This is a genomic window from Paraburkholderia sp. BR13444 (assembly GCF_040948755.1).
In the GTDB taxonomy this organism is placed as follows: Bacteria; Pseudomonadota; Gammaproteobacteria; order Burkholderiales; family Burkholderiaceae; genus Paraburkholderia; species Paraburkholderia youngii.
In genome coordinates this window covers 100,999-125,513 of record NZ_JBFPKM010000018.1, presented here as the reverse complement: position 1 = coordinate 125,513, position 24,515 = coordinate 100,999, and the positions used below count along the sequence as shown (strand labels likewise).

The 24,515-nt window shown below is 61.7% G+C and carries 24 protein-coding genes and 1 tRNA gene; 1 reads left to right on the top strand and 24 read right to left on the bottom strand.

The annotated features are described in order from the left end of the window. The 24 genes from AB3X95_RS33445 to AB3X95_RS33330 all read right to left on the bottom strand — a co-directional run bounded on the left by AB3X95_RS33445 (position 1) and on the right by AB3X95_RS33330 (position 23,717). A complete protein-coding gene (locus AB3X95_RS33445) occupies positions 1–306 on the bottom strand; it encodes a hypothetical protein (protein ID WP_368623514.1) in 306 nt (101 codons plus the stop codon). A 293-nt stretch (positions 307–599) separates the two neighbouring features. Next, the gene (locus tag AB3X95_RS33440) at positions 600–1,190 is read right to left on the bottom strand and encodes an NUDIX domain-containing protein (RefSeq protein WP_184227623.1); all 591 of its coding nucleotides are present in this window, start codon (positions 1,188–1,190) and stop codon (positions 600–602) included. A 45-nt stretch (positions 1,191–1,235) separates the two neighbouring features. Further along, positions 1,236–1,532: a DUF2818 family protein gene (locus AB3X95_RS33435; protein ID WP_018420024.1), complete on the bottom strand. Its 297-nt coding sequence runs from the start codon at positions 1,530–1,532 to the stop codon at positions 1,236–1,238. After that, complete coding sequence (nuoN, locus tag AB3X95_RS33430) at positions 1,532–3,004, bottom strand: NADH-quinone oxidoreductase subunit NuoN (RefSeq protein ID WP_184227624.1); 1,473 nt, start codon at positions 3,002–3,004, stop codon at positions 1,532–1,534. Before nuoN ends, AB3X95_RS33435 begins: the two co-directional genes overlap by 1 nt. 24 nt (positions 3,005–3,028) lie before the next feature. Next, the gene (locus AB3X95_RS33425; RefSeq protein ID WP_176366885.1) at positions 3,029–4,519 is read right to left on the bottom strand and encodes an NADH-quinone oxidoreductase subunit M; all 1,491 of its coding nucleotides are present in this window, start codon (positions 4,517–4,519) and stop codon (positions 3,029–3,031) included. A gap of 14 nt (positions 4,520–4,533) precedes the next feature. After that, entirely contained in the window at positions 4,534–6,600 is a 2,067-nt protein-coding gene (nuoL, locus tag AB3X95_RS33420; protein WP_368623513.1) for an NADH-quinone oxidoreductase subunit L, read from the bottom strand. Positions 6,601–6,617: 17 nt separating this feature from the next. After that, complete coding sequence (gene nuoK / locus AB3X95_RS33415; protein WP_176109119.1) at positions 6,618–6,923, bottom strand: NADH-quinone oxidoreductase subunit NuoK; 306 nt, start codon at positions 6,921–6,923, stop codon at positions 6,618–6,620. A gap of 20 nt (positions 6,924–6,943) precedes the next feature. Further along, the gene (locus AB3X95_RS33410) at positions 6,944–7,636 is read right to left on the bottom strand and encodes an NADH-quinone oxidoreductase subunit J (RefSeq protein ID WP_368623512.1); all 693 of its coding nucleotides are present in this window, start codon (positions 7,634–7,636) and stop codon (positions 6,944–6,946) included. Between the two features lie 192 nt (positions 7,637–7,828). Continuing rightward, on the bottom strand, positions 7,829–8,317 hold the full coding sequence (gene nuoI, locus AB3X95_RS33405; RefSeq protein WP_013088942.1) for an NADH-quinone oxidoreductase subunit NuoI: 489 nt from the start codon (positions 8,315–8,317) through the stop codon (positions 7,829–7,831). A gap of 15 nt (positions 8,318–8,332) precedes the next feature. Next, entirely contained in the window at positions 8,333–9,397 is a 1,065-nt protein-coding gene (gene nuoH, locus AB3X95_RS33400) for an NADH-quinone oxidoreductase subunit NuoH (protein WP_176121312.1), read from the bottom strand. Further along, on the bottom strand, positions 9,398–11,731 hold the full coding sequence (gene nuoG, locus AB3X95_RS33395) for an NADH-quinone oxidoreductase subunit NuoG (protein WP_368623511.1): 2,334 nt from the start codon (positions 11,729–11,731) through the stop codon (positions 9,398–9,400). It abuts the gene before it with no gap. 128 nt (positions 11,732–11,859) lie between these two features. Next, positions 11,860–13,188, bottom strand: coding sequence for an NADH-quinone oxidoreductase subunit NuoF (nuoF, locus tag AB3X95_RS33390; protein ID WP_184227625.1), 1,329 nt, complete (start codon positions 13,186–13,188; stop codon positions 11,860–11,862). Further along, positions 13,185–13,670, bottom strand: coding sequence for an NADH-quinone oxidoreductase subunit NuoE (gene nuoE, locus AB3X95_RS33385; RefSeq protein ID WP_368623510.1), 486 nt, complete (start codon positions 13,668–13,670; stop codon positions 13,185–13,187). The genes nuoF and nuoE overlap by 4 nt, the downstream gene beginning before the upstream one ends. A gap of 133 nt (positions 13,671–13,803) precedes the next feature. Further along, a complete protein-coding gene (locus tag AB3X95_RS33380) occupies positions 13,804–15,057 on the bottom strand; it encodes an NADH-quinone oxidoreductase subunit D (RefSeq protein WP_176121309.1) in 1,254 nt (417 codons plus the stop codon). Between the two features lie 9 nt (positions 15,058–15,066). Beyond that, positions 15,067–15,669 (bottom strand): NADH-quinone oxidoreductase subunit C, encoded by a 603-nt coding sequence (locus AB3X95_RS33375; RefSeq protein WP_176109125.1) that lies wholly within the window; start codon positions 15,667–15,669, stop codon positions 15,067–15,069. Positions 15,670–15,689: 20 nt separating this feature from the next. Next, entirely contained in the window at positions 15,690–16,169 is a 480-nt protein-coding gene (locus tag AB3X95_RS33370; protein WP_006052903.1) for an NADH-quinone oxidoreductase subunit B family protein, read from the bottom strand. Between the two features lie 62 nt (positions 16,170–16,231). Beyond that, on the bottom strand, positions 16,232–16,591 hold the full coding sequence (locus AB3X95_RS33365; RefSeq protein ID WP_018420012.1) for an NADH-quinone oxidoreductase subunit A: 360 nt from the start codon (positions 16,589–16,591) through the stop codon (positions 16,232–16,234). A gap of 158 nt (positions 16,592–16,749) precedes the next feature. Beyond that, positions 16,750–16,834 (bottom strand) — tRNA-Leu (locus AB3X95_RS33360). A gap of 112 nt (positions 16,835–16,946) precedes the next feature. Then, positions 16,947–17,342 carry a preprotein translocase subunit SecG gene (secG, locus tag AB3X95_RS33355; protein WP_176109126.1) on the bottom strand — a complete coding sequence of 132 codons (396 nt, stop codon included), beginning with the start codon at positions 17,340–17,342 and terminating at the stop codon, positions 16,947–16,949. A gap of 82 nt (positions 17,343–17,424) precedes the next feature. After that, on the bottom strand, positions 17,425–18,201 hold the full coding sequence (gene tpiA / locus AB3X95_RS33350) for a triose-phosphate isomerase (protein WP_176121308.1): 777 nt from the start codon (positions 18,199–18,201) through the stop codon (positions 17,425–17,427). Positions 18,202–18,298: 97 nt separating this feature from the next. Then, positions 18,299–19,315 carry an NAD(P)H-quinone oxidoreductase gene (locus tag AB3X95_RS33345; protein ID WP_176121307.1) on the bottom strand — a complete coding sequence of 339 codons (1,017 nt, stop codon included), beginning with the start codon at positions 19,313–19,315 and terminating at the stop codon, positions 18,299–18,301. 145 nt (positions 19,316–19,460) lie between these two features. Then, on the bottom strand, positions 19,461–21,596 hold the full coding sequence (gene pnp, locus AB3X95_RS33340; RefSeq protein WP_176109129.1) for a polyribonucleotide nucleotidyltransferase: 2,136 nt from the start codon (positions 21,594–21,596) through the stop codon (positions 19,461–19,463). A 346-nt stretch (positions 21,597–21,942) separates the two neighbouring features. After that, entirely contained in the window at positions 21,943–22,215 is a 273-nt protein-coding gene (rpsO, locus tag AB3X95_RS33335; RefSeq protein ID WP_008920609.1) for a 30S ribosomal protein S15, read from the bottom strand. 194 nt (positions 22,216–22,409) lie between these two features. Beyond that, complete coding sequence (locus AB3X95_RS33330; RefSeq protein ID WP_176121354.1) at positions 22,410–23,717, bottom strand: branched-chain amino acid ABC transporter substrate-binding protein; 1,308 nt, start codon at positions 23,715–23,717, stop codon at positions 22,410–22,412. A 187-nt stretch (positions 23,718–23,904) separates the two neighbouring features. Here AB3X95_RS33330 and AB3X95_RS33325 point away from each other — a divergent pair, with 187 nt between their 5' ends. Beyond that, positions 23,905–24,456 carry a hypothetical protein gene (locus AB3X95_RS33325; RefSeq protein WP_176121306.1) on the top strand — a complete coding sequence of 184 codons (552 nt, stop codon included), beginning with the start codon at positions 23,905–23,907 and terminating at the stop codon, positions 24,454–24,456. The last annotated feature ends 59 nt before the right edge of the window (positions 24,457–24,515 follow it).

The following is a 24,515-nucleotide window of genomic DNA, read 5'->3' as shown; positions in this document are numbered from 1 at the left end:
TTACTCCTGTCTTTGTTGAGCCCAGGTTATTGCAATTCCTGTTTGCTCCCTAGGAACACACCAGCGCCGTGCCGCGCAGTTGCCGACGATGCGCCGCAGATGTCTGGCGTGATTGCCGGGATTCTTCGGCGTACTCCAAACGCTCGATATACAGAACTCTCCGCACCGACATTCGGCGTCTTTGTACGGGCAATAGATTTTTCCCCACGCATGACCTCTTCCGCCGTCCTGAACGCGCCAGCCGTGCTGCTCCGCGTACGCCAATGCGGCCTCGATCTCTTTCTTCTTGTGCCTTCCTCGAACCATCGACACCTCCAATGTAGCCGCTCAATTTCGAGTTGTCAATTGACAACCTGAGGTTGAGCCGGAATCAGATCACTCAGATGAGTAGCGTCGGCTATCCCAAACAAAATCGACGGCGGACTCGGTGATCGGACGGTTCATACTAGCCGGCCGGCAGGGCCACGACGAGCCAGCCAGATGGCATAGGAAACGGAATTCTGTTGAGCCAGAAAGAAACGGCGGAGCCAATGACAAAGCCCCTGCCGGTCATCGACCAACAGGGGCTTGGTTAAATCAGCTCCCGGGCTGACGCGAACTTACACCGTCTCGGGCGCCTCAGTCGGCCACGTGCCCGACAGCACTTTCTCGAGCCAGAAAGTACCGATGATCGTCTTCACATCGGTGATCTTGCCCGTGCGCACCCACTCGGACACTTGCTCCACGGTCGCGGTGAACAGTTCGAGAAACTCACCTTCGTCGAGCTTGCGCTCGCCCGCGGTCAAGCCCCGCGCCAGATAGATATCAATGAATTCGGTCGAGTAAGAAATGATCGGGTGGATCCGTGTCAGGTACACGTACTCGCGCGCGGTATAGCCGGTCTCCTCGCGCAGTTCCCGCACCGCGCACGCCAGCGCGCCCTCGTTCGGGTCGAGCTTGCCGGCCGGATATTCGACCATCACCTTGCCCATCGGATAGCGATACTGACTTTCGAGCAGCACGCGACCGTCATCGAACAAGGGGATCACCATGACGGCGCCCGGATGCTGAACGTATTCGCGCGTCGCTTGTTTGCCGTCCGGGAGTCGGACCGTATCGTACTTGACTGTCATGAACGGCCCCTGATGGACCGTCTTGCTGTCGATACAAGTCTCGGTTAGCGCGGCGTCGTGATTGGGAAGTTCTGCCATGTGCGGACCTCGGAACAGCCAGGCGCGCGCGACGGCGAGACGCCGTCAGCGGCGTTTGACGAGATATTGGAAGGTAAAACCGGGAAAAGCGAACACGACGAACAGAGCGAACGTGATCGCATAAAACTGCCAGCCCTGCTCGAAGCGATTTCCCGCGCGCGCTTCGAGCAAAAAGCCCAGCGCGCCGACCACGAAATACAGCACGATCAATTCGGCAATCCGGAGCCAGGCGCTTTTCTTCGCCGCTTTCAACGGCACCGCGGCGAAGAGGCGCTGATTCAGGAACGGCAGGTTGGCGCCGACTAGCGCCAACAGCACGATAAACCAGCCCGCAGCGGACATCAGAGCAACAGCGTGTGCTGGATCGCCTGCAGGCAGGCGCGCAACAGCGGATCCGGCACGATACCGAGCACCAGCACGGCGACGCCGTTCAACGCGAGCAACGCGCGCGTGCTCGTGTCCGCCACGATCGCCGACTTGTCTTGCGGCTCGTCGAAGTACATCAGCTTGACGATACGCAGGTAGTAGAACGCGCCGAACAGCGACGTGATCACCGCGAGCACGGTAAGCCAGGTCAGGCCGGCGTTCATCGTCGCTTGCAGCACGGCGAGCTTCGCGTAGAAGCCGACTGCCGGCGGAATACCCGCGAGCGAGAACATCATGATCATCATCACGAACGCGAAGACCGCGCTGCGCTGATTGAGGCCCTTGAAGTCCTCCAGCGTGTCCGCTTCGAAGTCGCGGCGCGCGAGCAGCATGATGACGCCAAAGGTACCGAGCGTCGTGATCAGGTAGACGATGCTGTAGAACATCGCCGAGCCGTACGCGCTCGCGGCGCCCGTGGTCTTCTGGTCGACCACGCCGGCGAGCAGGCCGAGCAGCACGAAGCCCATGTTCGAGATCGCCGAATACGCGAGCATCCGCTTGACGTTGCGCTGCACGATACCGGTGATGTTGCCGACGATCAGCGACAGCGCCGCCAGAATCACCAGCATCTGTTGCCATTCAACCGCCAGCGGCAGAAGGCCCATCACGAGGAAACGCAGACCCCACGCGAACGCCGCGACCTTCGGACCGCCACCGACGATGAGCGTCATCGCCGTCGGTGCGCCCTGATACACGTCGGGCACCCACATATGGAACGGCACCGCGCCCATCTTGAACGCCACGCCCGCCACGATGAAGATCACGCCGAACAGCAGCACGGTCGGATCGTAGTGGCTCGTGCTGATCGCCTTGAACACTTCGTTCAGGTCCAGCGAGCCGGTCGCGCCATACAGCATCGAAACACCGTACAGCAGGAAACCGGAAGCCAGCGCGCCGAGCACGTAGTACTTCATCGCCGCTTCGTTCGACGACGCCACTTCGCGACGCAGCGCGATCACCGCGTACAGCGACAGCGACATCAGTTCCAGACCGAGATACAGCGTCAGGAAGTTGTTGCCCGAGATCATCACGATCTGGCCGAGCAGCGAGAACATGCCGAGCAGGAAGAAGTCGCCGCGGAACAGGCTACGGTCTTCGAGGTAGCGACGCGAATAAACGATCGTCACCGCGTAGCCGAGCGACACCACCGCCTTCATAACGTTGGCGAACGGATCGACCACGTACATGTGATCGAAGAAGTAATGCACTTGCGGGTCGAACGCATTCACCGCGAACCAGATCCCGGCGACGAGCGTCGAGAAGAACGCGATGAAATACGTGGTACGGCGACCCTCCGGGCCGACGAACGTGTCGTTGAGCCACGCGATGACAATGGCGAACATCACCAATGCGTCAGGCAACAGAGCAGTCATAGGGGCGTTTTGCATGGTCTTAAATTCCTCCGCTCGTCGTTACTGAGGCAACGGCAGCTTCGATTGCGCAACGTGGGAGAGGAGGTTTTCCACGGATACGTGCATCACATCGGTAAAGGGCTTCGGATACAGGCCCATGAACAGCGTCAGTGCGGCGAGCACTGCCAGCATGAAAAATTCGCGACGGTCGATGTCGAGCAGGTTCTTCACGTGGTCGTTCGCGACCGCGCCGAAGTACACGCGCTTGTACATCCACAGCGTGTAGGCCGCGCCGAGAATCAGCGTGACTGCCGCGCCACTCGCGATCCAGAAGTTGTACTGGACGGAGGCCAGAATCACCATGAATTCGCCGACGAAACCGGAAGTGCCCGGCAAGCCGCAATTCGCCATCGCGAACAGCATCACGAACGCCGCGAACTTCGGCATCACGTTGACGACGCCGCCGTAATCGGCGATCTGACGCGAGTGCATGCGGTCGTACAGCACGCCGATGCACAGGAACATTGCGCCCGACACGAAGCCATGCGAGATCATCTGCACGATCGCGCCTTCCGCGCCGAGCTGATTGAAGATGAAGAAGCCGAGCGTGACAAAGCCCATGTGCGCAATCGACGAATACGCGACCAGCTTCTTCATGTCGGCCTGCACCATCGCAACGAGACCGATGTAGATGACGGCGATCAGCGACAGCGTGATGATGACCGGTGCGAGGAAATGGCTCGCATCAGGCGTGATCGGCAGCGAAAAGCGCAGGAAACCGTACGCACCGAGCTTCAGCATGATCGCAGCCAGCACCACCGAGCCGCCAGTCGGCGCTTCCACGTGCGCGTCCGGCAACCACGTGTGCACCGGCCACATCGGCACCTTTACCGCGAAGGCCAGGAAGAACGCGATAAACAGCAGCACCTGCGGCGTCATCGCGATCTGCGCGTGCTGCCAGGTGGCGATGTCGAACGAGCCGGTCTCGTTGTACAGATAGATCAGCGCAACCAGCATCAGCAGCGAGCCCGCCAGCGTGTACAGGAAGAACTTGAACGCCGCGTACACACGGTTCGCCCCGCCCCACACGCCGATGATGATGTACATCGGGATCAGCGTCGCTTCGAAGAACACGTAGAACAGCATGCCGTCGGCCGCGCTGAACACGCCGACCATGATGCCCGAAAGGATCAGAAAGGCCGCGAGGTACTGGCCGACGTTCTTCGTGATCACTTCCCACGCTGCGATCACGACGATCACCGTGATCAACGCGGTCAACGAGACGAACCACATCGAAATGCCGTCCACGCCGAGGTGATACATGATGTGGAAGCGCTGGATCCAGTTCGCCTGCTCGACGAACTGCAGGTCGGCGGTGCTCGAATCGAAGCTGGTGATCAGCGGCAGCGTGACGAGGAAGCTCAGGACCGAGCCGATCAGCGAGATCCAGCGCGCGGGAGCGGGGTTCTCGTCGTTGCCGATCGCGAGGACCAGCAGACCGAAGAAGATCGGCAACCAGATCGCGATGCTGAGAATCGGATAAGCGTGCATGAGTGTCTCTCGCCTTATTTGCCGCCGAGCGTTACAAACAGGGTCAGGAGCCCCAGCATGCCGATGATCATGGCGAACGCGTAGTGGTAGATGTAACCGGATTGGAGGAAGCGGATCACGCTAGCGAACCAGCCGATAAAGCGTGCGCTGCCGTTCACGATGCCGTCGATCACGACCACGTCGCCTTCCTTCCACAAACCACGGCCAATGGCCACAGCGCCCCGCGCAAACACGACTTCGTTGATCTTGTCCATGTAGTACTTGTTATCGAGCAACGTGTAGATCGGGCCGAATGCGCGCTTGATGACAGCGGGCAGATCCGGACGGACCAGATACAGGAACCATGCGACCACCACGCCTGCGAGCGCGAGCCATACCGGCAGGCCCGACACCGAGTGCAGACCCATCGACGCCCAGCCCTGGAATTCTTCGGCCATCTCATGCAGCGCCGGATGGTTCTCGCTGATGTAGATCACCTTGTCGAACGCGACGCCGTGCTGGAAGAAGTCGCCGAACAGCATCGGACCGACGCCGATCGCGCCGATCACGATCGACGGAATCGCCAGCAGCACGAGCGGCACCCACACGACCCACGGCGTTTCGTGCGGCTCGTGAGCGTGGGCGCCGTGAACGTGACCATGGTCGTCGTGGCCGTGCGCGCCATTTGCATGCGACGCGGCTTCGGCGCCCATCGGCGATTCCGGGTGCTTCGGATTGCGGAAGCGCTCCTCGCCGTGGAACACCATGAAATACATGCGGAACGAATACAACGCGGTCACGAACACGCTTGCGACCACCGCGAAGTACGCGAAACCCGAGCCCGGCAGATGCGACAGCTTCACCGCGTCGATGATCGAGTCTTTCGAGTAGAAGCCTGAGAAGAACGGCGTGCCGATCAGCGCGAGCGAACCGATCAGCGACGTGATCCACGTAATCGGCATGTACTTGCGCAGGCCGCCCATGTTGCGCATGTCCTGATCGTGATGCATGCCGATGATCACCGAACCCGCGCCGAGGAACAGCAGCGCCTTGAAGAACGCGTGCGTCATCAGGTGGAACACGGCGACCGAGTAAGCCGATGCGCCGAGCGCGACCGTCATGTAACCGAGCTGCGACAGCGTGGAATAAGCGACCACACGCTTGATGTCGTTCTGGACGATGCCGAGAAAGCCCATGAACAGCGCGGTAATCGCACCGATGACCATGACGAACGACAGCGCCGTATCGGACAGTTCGAACAGCGGCGACATGCGCGTAACCATGAAGATACCGGCCGTCACCATGGTCGCAGCGTGAATCAGCGCGGAGATCGGCGTCGGACCTTCCATCGAGTCCGGCAGCCACACGTGCAGAGGGAACTGCGCCGACTTACCCATCGCGCCGATGAACAGGCAAATGCAGGCCACCGTCAGCAAGCCCCAGTCGGTACCCGGGAAGTTCAGCGCCGCGAGTTCGGTACGCTTTGCGAAGACTTCGCCGTAGTTCATCGAACCGGCGAACGCGAACAGCAGACCGATGCCGAGCAGGAAACCGAAGTCGCCGACGCGGTTCACGATGAACGCCTTCATGTTCGCGTAGATCGCGCTCTCTCGCTTGAAGTAGAAGCCGATCAGCAGGTACGAAACGAGACCCACCGCTTCCCAGCCGAAGAACAGCTGCAGGAAGTTGTTGCTCATCACGAGCATCAGCATCGAGAACGTGAACAGCGAGATGTACGAGAAGAAGCGCTGGTAGCCGTCGTCGTCGGCCATGTAGCCGATCGTATAGATGTGCACCATCAGCGACACGAAGTTGACCACGACGATCATCATCGCGGTCAGCGAGTCGACCAGGAAGCCGACTTCGAGCTGCGTCTTGCCGATCGACATCCATTGATAAACGGTCGCGTTGAAGCTCGCGCCGTCCATCACCTGAAAGAAGACCATGACCGACAGGATGAACGAAATCGCGACGCCGAGGATCGTGACAGAATGCGCACCCGCCCGCCCTATCGCCTTGCCGAACAGCCCTGCAACCAGGGAACCGGCGAGCGGTGCCAGCGGAATTGCCAACAGCAGGTTTTCATTGAGTATCGTGGACATAACCGCTTTTCCTGAAATTAACCTTTGAGCTGATCGAGATCCTCGACATTGATCGTGTCGAGACTACGGAACAGGGTCACCAGAATTGCGAGACCGATCGCCGATTCGGCTGCAGCAACCGTCAGCACGAAGAAGACGAAAACCTGGCCGTGCACGTCGCCCAGATAGTGCGAGAACGCGACGAAATTGGTGTTCACCGCGAGCAGCATCAGTTCGATCGCCATCAGGATGATGATGACGTTGCGGCGGTTCAGGAAAATGCCGACGACGCTGATAGCAAACAGGATCGCGCCGAGGACGAGGTAATGGGCAAGGGTCAACATGATTTCTATCTCCTGTCCGCTCAGCTGTTCTTGGCTGCTGCCGAGTCGGCTGCTGCTGCGGCTGCCGCGGCAGCCGCTTGTTCCGCCGCGATGGTCGCCGCGGTTTTCTCCGACGGCATCTTCACGACGCGCACGCGGTCCTGGGCACGCACCTTGACCTGCGCGCTGACGTTCTGACGCTTGCTGTCCTTCTTGTCGCTCGTGGTCAGCGCGATCGCCGCGATGATGGCGACCAGCAGAATCAGGCCGGCGATTTCGAACGCGAAGATGTAGTTGGTGTAGATGACCTTGCCGATCAGGCGCGTGTTCGACCAGTCGCCCATACCGGCGGCGGCCGAGGCCGTGTCGTGCAGTGCGGTAGCCGTCGCGCCGTAGCCGTGCCACAGAATCAGTGCCGTTTCGATCACGATGATCGCGCCCACTGCCGATGCCATCGGCACGAAGCGTTTGAAGTCCTTGCGCAGCACGTCGAGATTGATGTCCAGCATCATCACGACGAACAGGAACAGCACCATCACCGCGCCGACGTAGACCAGCACCAGCAGGATCGCGAGGAACTCCGCCTCGAGCAGCATCCAGATCGCGGCTGCGTTGAAGAACGCCAGCACCAGATACAGTGCGCACGCCACTGGATTGCGGGAGGTGATCACCTTCAGCCCTGAAACCACGAGGAGCAGCGCGAAGATGTAGAACAGTACGGTCGTGAATTCCATGATTACCGGTTCATCGTTAGGCCATCGTCAGGCATTGTTCTTTGGCACGCGTGGTTGGCAAAAGCGGAGCAAACCGCCAGTACCGCCACACAGGTGCGCCGTGCCGCGGCGTTCAGGCCGCGGCGGTCGGCCCGACAGCAGGCCGTGTTAATGCTTTTACTGCCGCATTTACTGCATCAGCGGGAAAGCGCTTCAACGATACGGTGCGTCGGCTGCCTTGTTGGCGGCGATTTGTGCTTCGTAGCGGTCGCCAACGGCCAGCAGCATTTCCTTCGTGAAGTACAGGTCGCCGCGCTTCTCGCCGTGATACTCGAGAATGTGCGTCTCGACGATCGAGTCGACCGGGCAGCTCTCTTCGCAGAAACCGCAGAAGATGCACTTGGTCAGGTCGATGTCGTAGCGCGTCGTGCGGCGCGTGTTGTCCGCGCGCGTTTCCGATTCGATCGTGATCGCGAGCGCCGGGCACACCGCTTCGCACAGCTTGCACGCGATGCAGCGCTCCTCGCCGTTTTCATACCGGCGCAGCGCATGCAGACCGCGGAAACGCGGCGAGATCGGGGTCTTTTCTTCCGGGAACTGCACGGTGACCTTGCGCTGAAACGTGTAGCGTCCGGTCAGCGCGAGGCCTTTCAGCAGTTCCGTGAGGAAGAAAGTCTTGAAGAAGTTTTGGATTGCGGTCATGGGTTCGTCCGCCCTTTATTTCCAGATGTTCAACGGCGACATGATCCAGAAGCCGACCACCACGAGCCACACCACGCAGACCGGAATGAAGACCTTCCAGCCGAGACGCATGATCTGGTCATAGCGGTAGCGCGGGAACGTGGCACGCGCCCAGATGAACACCGACAACAGCAGGAAAACCTTGAGGACGAGCCAGAAGATGCCCGGGATGAACGACAGGAACCCGAACGGAGCGCTCCAGCCCCCAAGGAACAGTGTTGCAGCCAATGCCGAGATCACGATCATGTTGATGTACTCGGCGAGGAAGAACAGCGCGAACGCCATGCCCGAGTAATCGATCATGTGACCCGCGACGATTTCCGATTCGCCTTCCACCACGTCGAACGGGTGACGGTTCGTTTCGGCGATGCCCGAGATGAAGTACACGACGAACATCGGCAGCAGCGGTAGCCAGTTCCACGACAGGAAATTCAAGCCGTGCGAGGCGAAGAAGCCCTGCTCCTGCGAGCCGACGATGCCCGACAGATTCAGCGTACCGGCCGTCATCAGCACGACCACCAGCGCGAAGCCCATCGAGATTTCGTACGAGACCATCTGCGCGGCGGCGCGCATCGCGCCGAGGAACGCATATTTCGAGTTCGATGCCCAGCCGGCCAGAATCACGCCATACACGCCGATCGACGAGATCGCCATCGCGTACAGCAGACCCGCGTTGATGTCGCCGAGTACCGCGCCCGCCTGGAACGGAATCACCGCCCACACCGCGAACGCCGGCACCACCACCATGATCGGCGCGATGACGTAGATCCAGCGGCTCGCCTGGGCAGGCTGGATCACTTCCTTGAGTAGAAGCTTCAGCACGTCGGCGATCGGCTGCAACAGGCCGCCGGGGCCGACGCGGTTCGGACCGAGACGCACGTGCATCCAGCCGATCAGCTTCCGCTCCCACAGGATCAGGTAAGCGACGCACAGCAGGATCACGACGGCCACCACCAGGATGCGCACGAGCGCCCACACCGTAGGCCATGCCACACCGAGAAGCTGGGCGCCGCCCGAGTTGATCGTATCGAACAAGCTCATTTACGCCTTCTCCACCACCAGTTCACCGAACAGGCTGCCCAGCGCTGCACCGGCAGGCGTAGCCGCCGATACGCGGACGACCGTCTCCGCAAGATTCGCGTCGCGCACGGCCGGCAACTGCACCGCTTGCTCGCCCTGACGAACGCGCACCGCGTCGCCCTCTTTCAAACCCAGTTTGTCGAACAGCGCAGCCGGCAGGCCGACCGAATTCGCCGTACGGGCCGCCGCGGTCAGATGCAGCGACTCCGCGCGACGCACCAGCGCGTCGGCGTGATAGATCGGCACGTTCGCGAGACGCTCGAACTTGCCTTCCGCAGCCTTCACGGCCTGGCCGCGCGTCACCGCGACGCCGGTACGGTTCGACAGCCTCGAACTGACGTCACCGTCGCCGAGCGCCGCTGTGCGCACTTCTTCGACCGTGTCGTATTCGAAGCCCGGCGCGCCGAGCAGGCTGCCCAGCACGCGCAACACCTTCCACGCCGGACGCGTGTCGCCGAGCGGACGCACGACGCCGTTGAAAGCCTGCACCGTGCCTTCCGCGTTGACGAACGAGCCGCCCGTTTCCGTGAACGGTGCAATCGGCAACAGCACGTCGGCATAGTCGGCGCCGGTCTGGAACGGCGACATCACGACGACCATCTCGGCCTGCTTCAGCGCGGCAAGCGCTTGAGCCGGATTGGCCGTGTCGAATTCCGGCTCGAGATTCAAAAGCAGATAGCCTTTGCGCGGTTGCTCGAACACTTCGCGTGCATTGAGACCGCCTTCGCCCGGCAGCGCGTTCACGAGGTGCGCGCCGACCGTGTTGGCCGCTTCGGTCAGGAAACCGAGCGTGGCGCCGGTCGCTTCGGCAATCCATTGCGCCGCGGCGTGGATCGCCGCGAAGTCCGTATGACGAACCGCGTCGTTGCCGAGCAGCACGAGGCGCAGTGCGCCGTTGGTCAGCGATTTCGCGATCTGCTTGTGCGCGTCCGTCGGCTGCGTGCCGGCGAATGCTTCCGGCAGTGCGACGCCCTTCGCTTCGCCCACCGCGCCGGCGATCCCTGCCAACGCCTCGAGCCATGCCGACGGTGCGGCGACCACACGGTGCGCCTGCGGGATCATCGCGTCGTCGTTGGTGGCCTGGATCAACGTGAGCGCCGAGCCGCCGCGTGCGACCTGGCGCAGACGCGCGGCGAACAGCGGATGATCACGACGCAGATCCGAGCCGATCACGAGCGCCGCATCGACGTTCGACAGATCGGCGATCGTGCCGCCGAGCCACGGCGCGCCGGTAACGGGAGCCGAGAAGTCCGACTGACGCAGACGGAAGTCGACGTTCGGCGTGCCGACCGCTTGCGCGATCTGCTTCAACAGGAACAGTTCTTCGACTGTGCTGTGCGCGCTCGACAGCGCCGCAAGCGCGTTCGCGCCGTGGTCGCCCACGATGCCCTGCAGGCCCTTGACCACATAATCGAGCGCGGTTTGCCAGTCGGTTTCGACCCACTGGCCGCCCTGCTTGAGCATCGGCTTGGTCAGACGCTCGGGGCTGTTGAGACCTTCGTACGAGAAGCGATCCTTGTCCGAAATCCAGCACTCGTTGATCGCTTCGTTTTCGAACGGCAGAACGCGCATCACGCGATTGTTCTTCACCTGCACGATGAGGTTCGCGCCAACGGAATCGTGCGGGCTCACCGACTTGCGGCGCGACAGCTCCCAGGTACGGGCGCTGTAGCGGAACGGCTTGCTGGTCAGCGCGCCGACCGGGCACAGGTCGATCATGTTGCCCGACAGTTCCGAGTCGACCGTCTTGCCGACGAACGACGTGATTTCCGAATGCTCGCCGCGGCCAAGCATGCCGAGTTCCATCACGCCGGCGATTTCCTGGCCGAAGCGGACGCAACGCGTGCAGTGAATGCAGCGCGACATCTCTTCCATCGAGATCAGCGGGCCCACGTTCTTGTGGAACACCACGCGCTTTTCTTCGCTATAGCGCGACGACGACTTGCCGTAACCGACGGCCAGATCCTGCAACTGGCACTCGCCGCCCTGGTCGCAGATCGGGCAGTCGAGCGGATGGTTGATCAGCAGGAATTCCATCACAGCTTGCTGGCCCTTCACCGCCTTGTCCGACTTGGTGCGCACGATCATGCCGGCCGACACCGGGGTCGCGCACGCGGGCACGGCCTTCGGCATCTTCTCGACATCGACCAGACACATCCGGCAGTTGGCCGCAATCGACAGCTTCTTGTGATAGCAGAAGTGAGGAATGTAGGTGTCGACCTTATGCGCAGCCTGGATCACCATGCTGCCTTCAGGCACCTCGACTTTCTTGCCGTCTATTTCCAGTTCAACCATGATGGTCAATCTTCCTTAACCTGTTACCGCTCAATCGTTCGCCAGTTCATCGCCCGCTTCGGGCGATGAATCCTGCGGTTGAGGTGTTCGTCTGGTAGTTATTCGTCAGCCAAATCTGTCGGCGCGACTCAGGCTGCCACTGTTTCGGGCGCCGCCGCCGTGCCGGCATGGCCGCCGACGAGGCAATGCTTGTGGGCGACGTGATATTCGAATTCGTCCCAGTAGTGCTTGAGCATGCCCCGAACCGGCATGGCTGCCGCGTCGCCGAGCGCGCAGATCGTGCGGCCCATGATGTTTTCCGCGACAGAGTTCAGCAGATCCAGATCTTCCTGGCGGCCGAGACCATGCTCGATACGATGTACGACGCGATACAGCCAGCCTGTGCCTTCACGGCAAGGCGTGCATTGACCGCACGACTCTTCGTAGTAGAAGTACGACAGGCGCAGCAACGAGCGCACCATGCAGCGCGTCTCGTCCATCACGATCACCGCGCCCGAGCCGAGCATCGAGCCAGCCTTCGCGATCGAGTCGTAATCCATGTCGGTCTGCATCATGATGTCGCCCGGAATCACCGGCGCCGACGAACCGCCAGGAATCACGGCCTTGATCTTCTTGCCGCCGCGCATGCCGCCGGCGAGTTCCATCAGCGTCGCGAACGGCGTGCCGAGCGGAATTTCGTAATTACCCGGACGCTCGACGTCGCCCGACACCGAGAAAATCTTCGTGCCGCCGTTGTTCGGCTTGCCGATTTCAAGGTAATTCTGCGGTCCGATGGCGAGCAGGAACGGCACCGCCGCGAAGGTCTCGGTGTTGTTGATCGTGGTGGGCTTGCCGTACACGCCAAAGCTCGCCGGGAACGGCGGTTTGAAGCGCGGTTGCCCCTTCTTGCCCTCGATCGATTCGAGCAGCGCCGTTTCCTCGCCGCAGATATACGCGCCGTAACCATGGTGCGCATGCAGCTGGAACGAGAAGCCCGAGCCCATGATGTTGTCGCCGAGGAACCCGGCGCGGCGAGCTTCTTCCAACGCTTCTTCGAAGCGCTTATAGACTTCCCAGATTTCGCCGTGAATATAGTTGTAGCCGACCGTGATGCCCATCGCGTACGCGCCGATCGCCATACCTTCGATCAACGAATGCGGATTGAAGCGCAGAATGTCGCGGTCCTTGAACGTACCCGGCTCGCCCTCGTCCGAATTACAGACGAGGTACTTCTGGCCCGGGAACTGGCGCGGCATGAAGCTCCACTTCAGACCGGTCGGGAAGCCCGCGCCGCCGCGGCCGCGCAGACCCGACGCCTTGACGTCGGCGATCACCTGCTCGGGCGCGATCTTTTCTTCCAGGATGCGACGCAGCTGGGCATAACCGCCGCGCGCCACGTAGTCTTCGAGATGCCAGTTGTCGCCGTTCAGTCCGGCGAGAATCAGCGGTTTGATGTGACGATCGTGTAAAGCCGTCATTTCGAAAGTTCCTCGAGCAGCTGGTCGATCTTCTCGCGGCTCATGAAGCTGCACATGCGTTGGTTGTTCACCAGCATCACCGGCGCGTCGCCGCACGAACCCATGCACTCACCTTCTTTCAGCGTGAATTTGCCATCGGGCGTGGTTTCGCCGAAGTCGATGCCGAGCTTCTGCTTCAGGTATTCAGCGGCGCTTTCGGAACCGCCGTCAGGGCCGAGCTGGCACGGCAGGTTCGTGCAGAGCGTGATCTTGAACTTACCGACCGGCGCGGTCTCATACATCGTGTAGAAGGTCGCTACCTCCTGCACGGCGATTGCCGGCATGCCGAGATAATCCGCGACGAACTGCATGAGTTCGGGCGACAGCCAACCATGCTCGGTTTGAGCAGTGGCCAACGCCGACATCACGGCGGACTGTTTCTGATCGGCGGGGTACTTTGCGACCGCACGATCGATTTCTTTCAGGCCTTCAGCTGAGATCATTTTCAGACACGACTCTTTCAATTCCTACCGAACGAAAACCTGTCGCTCACGTGATACTGCGACAGACCCGGCGTTCCTTTGCTTGACGCGGGTGGCGGTGCAACGACCGCGGACGCGCGTCGATGAATACGTCCTAGCGATCCACTTCGCCGAACACGATGTCCTGCGTGCCGATGATCGTCACGGCATCGGCGATCATGTGGCCGCGGGCCATTTCGTCAAGCGAGGACAGGTGTGCATAGCCCGGCGCGCGGATCTTCAGACGGTATGGCTTGTTGGCGCCGTCCGAGATCAGATAGATGCCGAACTCGCCCTTCGGATGTTCGACTGCGGCGTACGCCTCGCCTTCGGGCACGTGGAAGCCTTCGGTGAACAGCTTGAAGTGATGGATCAGATCTTCCATGTTCGACTTCATGCCGACGCGCGACGGCGGCGCCACCTTGTGATTGTCCGTCATCACAGGGCCGGGATTTTTACGCAGCCACTCAATGCACTGTTTCGCGATCCGGCACGATTGACGCATTTCTTCGACGCGTACCAGATAGCGGTCGTAGCAATCGCCATTCACGCCGACCGGAATGTCGAAGTCGAGCTTGTCATAAACTTCATACGGTTGCTTCTTGCGCAGGTCCCACTCGACGCCCGAGCCACGCAGCATCGCGCCGGTCATGCCGAGTTGTAGCGCGCGCTCCGGGCTGACCACACCGATGCCGACCAGACGCTGCTTCCAGATCCGGTTGTCGGTGAGCAGCGTTTCGTATTCGTCCACGCACTTCGGGAAACGGGTGAAGAAGTCGTCGATGAAGTCGAGCAGCGAACCCTGACGGTTCTCGTTCATCTTCGACAACGCCTTCGCATTGCGAATCTTCGACGCCTTGTATTGCGGCATTGCGTCAGGCAGATCGCGGTAGACGCCACCCGGACGGTAGTAGGCCGCGTGCATCCGTGCGCCGGACACCGCTTCGTACACGTCCATCAGGTCTTCGCGCTCGCGGAACGCATACAGGAACACCGCCATCGCACCGACGTCGAGCGCGTGCGCGCCGATCCACATCAGGTGATTCAACACGCGCGTGATTTCGTCGAACAGTACGCGAATGTATTGCGCGCGCAGTGGCACGTCGATGCCGAGCAACTTCTCGATGGCAAGCACGTAGCCGTGCTCGTTGGCCATCATCGACACGTAGTCGAGACGGTCCATGTACGGCACCGACTGGATAAACGTCTTGCTTTCGGCGAGCTTTTCAGTTGCGCGATGCAGCAGACCGATGTGCGGATCGGCGCGCTGAATCACTTCGCCGTCGAGTTCGAGCACGAGGCGCAACACACCGTGCGCTGCCGGGTGCTGCGGACCGAAGTTGAGCGTGTAGTTCTTGATCTCTGCCATGACGTTCTCTTAGTGTTTCAGACCGCCATAGCGATCCTCGCGGATCACGCGCGGCGTGATTTCCCGCGGCTCGATCGTCACCGGCTGATAGACGACGCGCTTCTCTTCCGGGTCGTAGCGCATCTCGACGTAGCCGGAGACAGGGAAATCCTTGCGGAACGGATGACCGATAAAACCGTAGTCGGTCAAAATGCGGCGCAGGTCTGGGTGACCTTCGAAGACGATGCCGTACAGGTCGAACGCTTCGCGCTCGTACCAGTTGACCGAATTCCAGATATCGACGACGGACGGCAAGATCGGCATGTCGTCGTCCGGCGCGAATACGCGCAGACGCAGACGCCAGTTGTTCTGCACCGACAGCAGATGCAGCACTGCTGCAAAACGCGGGCCGTCGTAAGCGCCTTCAGCATAGGTCTGGTAATCGACGCCGCACAGGTCGACACACTGCTCGAAACCGAGCGAGCGGTCGTCGCGCAGGCGCTTTGCCACGTTGAGGTAGTCGCCAGCCTTGACGACGATCGTCAATTCACCGACCGACTCGGTCACGCTCGTCAGGAGGCCGCCAAAGGCCGCCTCGAGGTTCGCTTTCAGGGTCTCGAGTTTGCTTGCCATATTGTGGGGAGGCTTTGGCCTTATTGACGGGCGATGGTGTTGGTGCGGCGAATCTTGGCTTGCAGCTGGATCACGCCGTACACCAGCGCTTCCGCGGTGGGCGGACAACCCGGCACGTACACATCGACCGGGACAATCCGGTCGCAGCCGCGCACCACCGAGTACGAGTAGTGGTAATAGCCGCCACCGTTCGCGCACGAGCCCATCGAGATTACCCAGCGCGGCTCCGCCATCTGGTCGTAGACCTTGCGCAGAGCGGGCGCCATCTTGTTGCACAGCGTACCGGCGACGATCATCACGTCCGACTGACGCGGACTCGGACGGAACACGACACCGAAACGGTCGAGGTCATAACGGGCGGCGCCCGCATGCATCATCTCGACCGCGCAGCATGCGAGACCGAACGTCATCGGCCACAGCGAGCCGGTGCGCGTCCAGTTGATCAGTTTGTCTGCCGTAGTGGTGACAAACCCTTCTTTCAAGACCCCTTCGATACTCATTTGCTTTCCACTCCAGACGGGGCGGCAAGCCTGGCCACCCACGCAAACCGGCGATTAATCCATCATTCCCAGTCGAGGCCGCCCTTCTTCCAGATGTAGGCAAAACCAAGCAGGAACTCGAGCAGGAAAATCATCATTGCTGTGAACCCGGCCCAGCCGATGTCGCGCAATGCCACGCCCCACGGGAACAGGAACGCGGTTTCAAGATCGAAAATGATGAAGAGAATGGCGACGAGGTAGTAACGCACATCGAACTTCATGCGCGCATCTTCGAATGCTTCGAAGCCGCACTCGTACGGTGCGTTTTTTTCGGTGTCGGGTTTGTTGGGACCGAGGAGCTTGCCGATACTGACCAGTGCTACGCCTAAACCGGTGCCCACAATAAGGAACAACAAAACGGGGAAATAGGCTGCGAGGTTCAAGACAATCCTCAATCGGTTGGTTCTGAGTGCCGTCAGGAGCATAGCACCCCTGACGCGAAATCACTTCCTCAACACGCATGACGTAAGCCCTACAGCCATACGCCAGAAGTGAAAATGCCAGCCGAAGCGAAGCAAGCGGCTGGCATTTAGATAACATTTGGTGCCGACGGCGAGACTCGAACTCGCACAGCTTTCGCCACTACCCCCTCAAGATAGCGTGTCTACCAATTTCACCACGTCGGCACTATATGCAATCCGGGAAAACAACTTGTAAAACCCGCGAATCGCTTCAAGACTTGAATTGTAACTTGTTTAAACAGATTGTTCAACGCACAAGAGCACGCCTACAGAAAATTTATTTCGGCACACCCGTTGCCGGAACCGACGCGGGCGATGCCGGCACTGCGGGCGATGCCGCCACCGGAGCCGAGCCTGCAGCCGGTGCGGAAGCAGGCGAAGCCGCGATCGGTGCAGTAGCCGCCGCGCCCAGCACGCCTGCCGACGGCTTCACGTGATACGCACCAAGGTAAGTGAGCGCCAAGGTCGTGGCAAAGAACAGCGCTGCGAGCACCGCCGTGGTACGCGACAGGAAGTTCGCCGAGCCCGTCGCACCGAACAAGCTACCCGATGCGCCGCTGCCGAAAGCTGCGCCCATGTCGGCACCCTTGCCGTGCTGCAGCAACACGAGGCCGATGACCCCGAGCGCCGACAACAACTGAACGACGATAATCAATGTTTTCAAATACAGCATCACACTCACCTGAGTCTTTATTTAACCGCGCCGCACATTGTGTGTGGCGCGAAAAGGAGTCATCCTCGTCGAGACGCCCTGCTTAACCCGCCACGCTGGTCGCAGCGGCCGCCTTGCAGATCGCCAGGAAATCCTGATCTTTCAACGACGCCCCGCCGATCAGACCGCCGTCGATATCGTTCTGACGGAACAGTTCTTCCGCGTTGTCCGGTTTCACGCTGCCCCCGTACAGCAAGGGTACGTCCGCCGCACCCTTTGCCGCGAGACGAGCACGCAGGAACGCATGCACGGCCTGCGCCTGTGCCGCCGATGCGCTCTTGCCGGTGCCAATTGCCCACACTGGCTCATACGCGACGACGAGGCGAGCCGCGTCCTGAGACGACAGCTTCGCGAGCACTTCGTCGAGCTGACCGCCGACGACCTGCTCGGTCGAACCAGCCTCGCGTTCTTCGAGCGTTTCGCCGACGCACACGATCGGCGTCAAACCCGCCTCGAGCACACGCTGCGCTTTCACCGCGACCAGCTCGGCGCTTTCGCGGTGATACGCACGACGCTCCGAATGCCCGACGATCGCAAACGTGGCACCGAAGTCCGTCACCATCGGCGCAGCCACTTCGCCGGTATAGGCGCCATGCGTGAACGCGGACACGTCCTGCACGCCCCACACGACCGGGCTGCCTTCGAGCAGCGACTGCGCCTGCGCGACATAGAGGCTCGGCACGCAGACACCGACGCGCACGTCGGCCGGCAATTCATTGGCGCCTTGCACCACTGCCTGCAACAACGCGGCGTTCGCGGCGAGCCGCCCATGCATCTTCCAGTTACCGACTACCAGTTTGGCTCGTTGTTGATTCGACATCGTCTCGTATTGTCCTGTCTTGCCAGTCCGACCTGCTCCGGCGCGCGCAAAACGCGCAATTTTACTGCGTGGGGTGGATCGGGTCAAACCGATGGTGTCAAGCCTCCTGACCCCACGTCAACACGATCTTGCCGACGTGGGTGCTGCTTTCCATCAGCGTATGCGCGTCGGCAGCCTGGGTGGCCGGAAACACGCGATGCACGACCGGCTTGATGCGCCCGGCTTCGAGATGCGGCCATACGCGCTCTTTCAATTGCGCGGCGATCTGTGCCTTGAACTCGATCGGCCGTGGCCGCAGCGTCGAACCGGTAACGGTCAGACGGCGACGCAGCACTTCGTTCAGGTTCAGCTCCGCCTTCGCGCCGCCGAGCAGCGCAATCAGCACGATGCGGCCACCGTCGGCGAGCGCCGACAGTTCGCGCGGCACGTAGCTGCCCGCGACCATGTCGAGGATCACGTCGACGCCACGATCGTTGGTCAGCGACTTGATGACTTCGACGAAATCTTCAGTCCTGTAGTTGATCGCCCGTTCGGCGCCGAGCGCTTCGCACGCGCGGCACTTGTCGTCCGAGCCTGCGGTGGCGAACACACGGAAGCCGAGCGCGTGCGCAATCTGGATCGCCGTCACGCCGATGCCGCTCGATCCGCCCTGCACGAGCAGCGTTTCGTTCGCGCCGCCCTCACCCTGGCCGAGCTGCGCGCGATTGAACACGTTGCTCCACACCGTGAAGAAAGTCTCGGGCAGCGAAGCCGCTTCGACGTCCGACAATCCCGCCGGCACGGGCAGGCATTGCAGAAGCGGCGCCGCCGCATACTCGGCATAGCCGCCGCCCGCGAGCAGCGCGCAAACGCGGTCGCCAATCTTCAGACCGAACGGATTGTTCTTCGCTTCGATCGTGCCGCCGACTATCTCGCCCGCCACCTCCAGCCCCGGCAGATCCGACGCTCCCGGCGGCGGCGCATAGCCGCCCTTGCGCTGAAACACGTCCGGACGATTGATGCCGGATGCCGCCACCTTGATCAGCACCTCGCCAGCCTTGAGCTGCGGCGTCGGACGCTCTGCCAGCTTGAGGACTTCCGGGGCACCGAATTCAGTGATTTCGATCGCTTTCATCTGCGTCAACTCCAAGATTGGATTGCGTTGCCTACCCGTTGCTGCCGTCCGCCGTAGCGCTGCGATTCGAATATGCAACGCAATCCATCCTGCATGAAAAACGGCCGGCGTGCATGACACGGCCGGCCGTTTGTCCGCTAACGCCTTACTGCGGCGTCGGTTCGCCTTGCGGCGCGTCGTTCAGCAATGCCTTCGCCGACAGACGCACACGACCCTTCTCGTCCGTCTGGATGACCTTGACCTTCACCTGCTGGCCATCCTTCAGATAGTCGTTGATGTCCTTGATGCGCTCGTTCGCGATCTCGGAAATATGCAGCAGACCGTCCTTACCCGGCAGGATGTTCACGATCGCGCCGAAGTCGAGCAGCTTGAGCACGGTACCTTCGTACACCTGGCCCACTTCGACTTCCATCGTGATCGCTTCGATACGACGCTTCGCTTCGGCCATGCCTTCGCTGTTCGTGCTCGCGATCGTGACGACGCCGTCGTCTGAAATGTCGATCGTCGTGCCGGTTTCTTCGGTCAGCGCACGGATCACCGAGCCGCCCTTGCCGATCACGTCGCGGATCTTTTCCGGGTTGATCTTGATCGTGATCATGCGCGGTGCGAACTCCGACAGCTGCGTGTTCGCGCCTGCCACGGCCGAGGTCATCTTGCCGAGAATGTGCATGCGGCCTTCCTTAGCCTGCGCGAGCGCGACCTGCATGATTTCCTTCGTGATGCCCTGGATCTTGATGTCCATCTGCAGCGCGGTCACGCCTTGTTCCGTACCCGCGACCTTGAAGTCCATGTCGCCGAGGTGATCTTCGTCGCCGAGGATGTCGGTCAACACCGCGAAGCGGTTGCCTTCGAGAATCAGGCCCATCGCGATACCGGCGACGTGAGCCTTCATCGGCACGCCGGCGTCCATCAGCGCGAGGCAGCCGCCGCACACCGAAGCCATCGACGACGAACCGTTCGACTCGGTGATTTCCGAGACGACACGGATCGAGTAGCCGAATTCGTCGGCGCTCGGCAGGCACGCGACGAGCGCGCGCTTGGCGAGACGGCCGTGACCGATTTCACGGCGCTTCGGCGAACCGACGCGGCCCGTTTCGCCGGTCGCGAACGGAGGCATGTTGTAGTGGAGCATGAAGCGTTCGCGGTACTCGCCTTCCAGCGCGTCGATGCTCTGCTCGTCGCCCTTCGTGCCGAGCGTCGCAACCACCAGCGCCTGCGTCTCGCCGCGCGTGAACAGCGCCGAGCCGTGGGTACGCGGCAGCACGCCGGTGCGGATTTCGATCGGGCGCACGGTGCGCGTGTCACGGCCGTCGATACGCGGCTCGCCGTTCAGGATCTGGGTACGGACGATCTTCGCTTCGATGTCGAACAGCACGTTGCCGACCGACGCTTTGTCGGCCGCCACGGTACCGGCTGCCGCCGCTTCTTCTTCGAGCTTCGCCGAGGTCGCCGCGTAGACTTCCTTCAGCTTGGTCGAGCGAGCCTGCTTGTCGCGGATCTGGTAAGCGGCGAGCAGATCGGCTTGCGCGAGTTCCGTGACGCGCGCGATCAGCGCTTCGTTCTTCGCGGCCGGCTGCCAGTCCCACTCGGGCTTGCCGCCTTCGCGGACCAGTTCGTGGATCGCGTCGATCGCGGTCTGCATCTGCTCATGACCGAACACGACGGCGCCGAGCATCACCTCTTCGCTCAGCTGCTGCGCTTCCGATTCGACCATCAGCACCGCGCGTTCCGTACCGGCGACGACGAGGTCGAGCGCCGATTCCTTCATCTGCGGACGCGTCGGATTCAGCACGTATTCGTTGTTGATGTAGGCCACGCGTGCCGCGCCGACCGGTCCGTTGAACGGCAGGCCGGACACCGCTAGCGCCGCCGATGCGCCGATCAGCGCCGGGATGTCGGCGGGGATTTCCGGATTCAGCGACAGCACGTGAATCACGACCTGCACTTCGTTGTAGAAGCCTTCCGGAAAGAGCGGGCGCAGCGGACGGTCGATCAGTCGCGAGATCAGCGTCTCGCCCTCCGACGGACGGCCTTCGCGGCGGAAGAAGCCACCCGGGATCTTGCCGGCGGCGTAGGTCTTTTCGATGTAATCGACGGTGAGAGGGAAGAAGTCCTGACCCGGCTTCGCGGTCTTCGCGCCGACCACGGTGGCGAGCACCACGGTGTCTTCGACGTCGACGATCACCGCGCCGCTCGCCTGGCGAGCGATTTCACCGGTTTCGAGGCGAACGTTGTGCTGCCCCCACTTAAACTCTTTGACGATCTTATTGAACATAGTCATTGCTTTTCCTCATCGTAATGCCGCGCGGACCGGAAGCGGCGCGGCAACGCCGGGGCCGGCGCCGCATGGGAAGAGTCGTGCTATGCCATTCCAGAGAGTCACGTGCTGCACGCGCGCGCGAACCGCTGGAATGACACAAAACTCTGCCCTGAAGCCCGGCCTTGTTTCCTGTTACTGCTTTTCTACTGCTGCTCTGCTACTGCTACTACGCTTGCCCGTGGACGCCGCGCGAACCGGCATACGCCGCGGATCACGGGCGGTGCGCGTTACACGAAGCGCGCCTTGCAAAAACAAAATGCCTGTATCAGCGAAACTGACACAGGCATCTTGCTGAACGACTGGCCGATTACTTACGCAGACCCAGCTTCTCGATCAGGCTGCGGTAACGATCCGCGTCCTTACCCTTCAGGTAGTCGAGCAGCTTGCGACGGCGGCTCACCATGCGCAGCAGACCGCGGCGGCTGTGGTGATCCTTCGTGTGCTCCTTGAAGTGGGAGGTCAGTTCGTTGATACGCGTCGTGAGCAGCGCGACCTGAACTTCGGGGGAGCCGGTGTCGTTAGCTGCGCGTGCGAATTGCGCGACGACTTCGGACTTCTTGCTTGCTTCAACTGCGGACATGTCAATTTCCTTGATAACTGGACAGGCGGTCACGGAAGAAAGGCCGTGCCGTGGGATACCCGTTTCACAATTTACTGAGCCCCGTTCGTGGCTGAATTAGCTGAATGAGAACCCAGCCGAACAACGGGACGCGTATTGTAGCACAGCCGACTTCTGCCGCGAAGCCCGCGCTAGCAAGGGGAATCGCGCATCGCTCAGGGGCGCCGCATCCGACAGACCGTCGGCAATACCGTACGCTCGGCTGATAGCGCCAGCACCGTGCGAAAGCCGTAGCCGGAACCTTCGTTATCGAAATGCACGCCGGGTGTGCCGGCTTTGTCCATCTGCATCACGTAAAGGGGCTGGATCAGCTGATGGTCGTCGGCGCGCATCCAGGATGCGTGAAAACCGTTGTCGAAGCGGATTGCCTCGAGCGCTTTCGCGACCGCCGTCGGATCGGCGCTGCCGGCGCGGTTCATCGCGGCAGCAAGTGTGTCGAGCAGCAGTGGCATACGCAGCACCGGATAGTCGTCCTGCGCGGCCGGATAGCGCGCGCGGAACGCTGCGTACCATGCATCGGAGGCCGCGCCGCCGACGTTCGGATGCCACTCGGCCACGGCGATCACGTGACCCACGCCCGCGTCGCCGAGGGCGGCCGGCGCGCCGAGGCTGTTGCCGTAGAACGTGTAGAACTTCGTGTCGAGGCCCTGCTCGCGCGCCGCCTTCACCAGCAACGTCAGGTCGTTGCCCCAGTTGCCGGTGATCACGGCGTCCGCGCCGCTCGCGCGGATCTTCGCGATGTACGGCGCAAAGTCCTTCACTCGGCCGATCGGGTGAAATTCGTCGCCGACCACCGCGATGTCGGGGCGCTTCGCCGTGAGCGTCGAGCGCGCGAGGCTGCTCACGTCGTGGCCGAAGCTGTAGTCCTGGTTCAGCAGGTAGACCTTTTTCACCGTCTTGTCGCGCTCGATCACCTCGGCGAGCGCGGCCATCCGCATGCCCGCGTGCGCGTCGAAGCGGAAGTGCCAGAAGCTGCAGTTCGCGTTGGTGAGCGCGGGGTCGTCGGCCGAGTAGTTCAGGAACAGTTCGCGGTTGTCCGGCTCGCGGCTGTTCTGCTTGTCGATCGCGCCGATGAGCGCCGCGGCGACCGCCGAGCTATTGCCCTGCAGGATGTAGCCGATATGGCGATCCGCGGCTGCGCGCATTTGCGTGAGCGCTTCTTCCGCGCTGCCCTTGCTGTCGAGCACGACGAGTTCGAACGGATGCGCGCCGTCCACGAGCTTCACGCCGCCGCGCGCGTTGACCTGCTCGACGCCGAAGCGCAGATTGCGCTCGACCGCCGCGCCCGCGTTCGCGAACGGGCCGGACATGCCTTCGATCAGCGCGAGCCGGATCGGGGCGCCCGTGGGTTTGCCGGTCGGATTCACCCCCGAACTCGTCGCCTGAGCCACGCCAACGCCCACCGCCGAAATTGAGATCGCCGTCAGCGCAATCGCCGCCGCCCGTTGCCACACCGCCGTCATGGTCGTCCTGCCTGAATCTTCGAAGCGCGGATCATAGAACCACGCGCACGGAATAGGCAAGCCGGCGCATCCGGTCTCCTTTGGAGGCGACCCACGTTCGGGCAGCGCCATTCTTTCGCCACGGCGCGTGTCAAAATGGTGGGTCTCGATGATAAGAACCGCTATTCAAACGCCATCGGAGGAATACATGTCGAACCGCCATCACCGCACGGCGGCCTCTATCACAACCCCGGCCGGCGCGAGTCTGCGGCGCGCCGCGTTCGTTTGCCTGAGCGTGCTCGCGCTCGCCGGCTGCGCCCAGCCGTGGCAGCAGTATCAACAGGGAGCGGATGCATCGACGGTGATCGCGCGGCTCGGACCGCCGCGCGAAATCTACGACCTGCCCGACGGCGGCAAGCGCCTGATGTGGCCCACTCAACCGATGGGCGAAACCACCACCGCCGCCGACATCGACGCGGCCGGCAAGATCGTCAACATGCGCCAGGTGTTGCAACCCACCGAGTTCTACCGTGCCGAGATCGGCAAATGGACGCGCAGCGACGTACTGGTGAACTTCGGCCGTCCGGTCGAAACGTCGTACTTCCCGATGATGAGGCGCGAAGTCTGGACCTATCGCTATCTCGAGGACAACGTCTGGTACATGCTGTACAGCTTCTACTTCGATGACCAGGGCATCTTGCGCCTCACGCAGAAGACCCCCGACCCGCTGCACGAGCCCGACCGCCGCAGCCTGTTCTGAGTCCTGAGCGCGATCTTCGAACGAAGAGCGTTATCTCAAAAAAGCTGCCTTCCGTAGGC

Coding starts and splice junctions, on each gene's coding strand:
- nuoE (WP_368623510.1), bottom strand. CDS start 13,670: ATGATCTCAGCTGAAGGCCTGAAAGAAATCGATCGTGCGGTCGCAAAG.
- nuoN (WP_184227624.1), bottom strand. CDS start 3,004: ATGCAAAACGCCCCTATGACTGCTCTGTTGCCTGACGCATTGGTGATG.
- nuoG (WP_368623511.1), bottom strand. CDS start 11,731: ATGGTTGAACTGGAAATAGACGGCAAGAAAGTCGAGGTGCCTGAAGGC.
- nuoH (WP_176121312.1), bottom strand. CDS start 9,397: ATGAGCTTGTTCGATACGATCAACTCGGGCGGCGCCCAGCTTCTCGGT.
- pnp (WP_176109129.1), bottom strand. CDS start 21,596: ATGACTATGTTCAATAAGATCGTCAAAGAGTTTAAGTGGGGGCAGCAC.
- rpsO (WP_008920609.1), bottom strand. CDS start 22,215: ATGTCCGCAGTTGAAGCAAGCAAGAAGTCCGAAGTCGTCGCGCAATTC.
- AB3X95_RS33345 (WP_176121307.1), bottom strand. CDS start 19,315: ATGAAAGCGATCGAAATCACTGAATTCGGTGCCCCGGAAGTCCTCAAG.
- tpiA (WP_176121308.1), bottom strand. CDS start 18,201: ATGTCGAATCAACAACGAGCCAAACTGGTAGTCGGTAACTGGAAGATG.
- secG (WP_176109126.1), bottom strand. CDS start 17,342: ATGCTGTATTTGAAAACATTGATTATCGTCGTTCAGTTGTTGTCGGCG.
- AB3X95_RS33425 (WP_176366885.1), bottom strand. CDS start 4,519: ATGCACGCTTATCCGATTCTCAGCATCGCGATCTGGTTGCCGATCTTC.
- AB3X95_RS33440 (WP_184227623.1), bottom strand. CDS start 1,190: ATGGCAGAACTTCCCAATCACGACGCCGCGCTAACCGAGACTTGTATC.
- AB3X95_RS33380 (WP_176121309.1), bottom strand. CDS start 15,057: ATGGCAGAGATCAAGAACTACACGCTCAACTTCGGTCCGCAGCACCCG.
- AB3X95_RS33445 (WP_368623514.1), bottom strand. CDS start 306: ATGGTTCGAGGAAGGCACAAGAAGAAAGAGATCGAGGCCGCATTGGCG.
- AB3X95_RS33325 (WP_176121306.1), top strand. CDS start 23,905: ATGTCGAACCGCCATCACCGCACGGCGGCCTCTATCACAACCCCGGCC.
- nuoI (WP_013088942.1), bottom strand. CDS start 8,317: ATGACCGCAATCCAAAACTTCTTCAAGACTTTCTTCCTCACGGAACTG.
- nuoK (WP_176109119.1), bottom strand. CDS start 6,923: ATGTTGACCCTTGCCCATTACCTCGTCCTCGGCGCGATCCTGTTTGCT.
- AB3X95_RS33435 (WP_018420024.1), bottom strand. CDS start 1,532: ATGTCCGCTGCGGGCTGGTTTATCGTGCTGTTGGCGCTAGTCGGCGCC.
- AB3X95_RS33375 (WP_176109125.1), bottom strand. CDS start 15,669: ATGGCAAGCAAACTCGAGACCCTGAAAGCGAACCTCGAGGCGGCCTTT.
- AB3X95_RS33410 (WP_368623512.1), bottom strand. CDS start 7,636: ATGGAATTCACGACCGTACTGTTCTACATCTTCGCGCTGCTCCTCGTG.
- AB3X95_RS33330 (WP_176121354.1), bottom strand. CDS start 23,717: ATGACGGCGGTGTGGCAACGGGCGGCGGCGATTGCGCTGACGGCGATC.
- nuoL (WP_368623513.1), bottom strand. CDS start 6,600: ATGTCCACGATACTCAATGAAAACCTGCTGTTGGCAATTCCGCTGGCA.
- nuoF (WP_184227625.1), bottom strand. CDS start 13,188: ATGACGGCTTTACACGATCGTCACATCAAACCGCTGATTCTCGCCGGA.
- AB3X95_RS33370 (WP_006052903.1), bottom strand. CDS start 16,169: ATGAGTATCGAAGGGGTCTTGAAAGAAGGGTTTGTCACCACTACGGCA.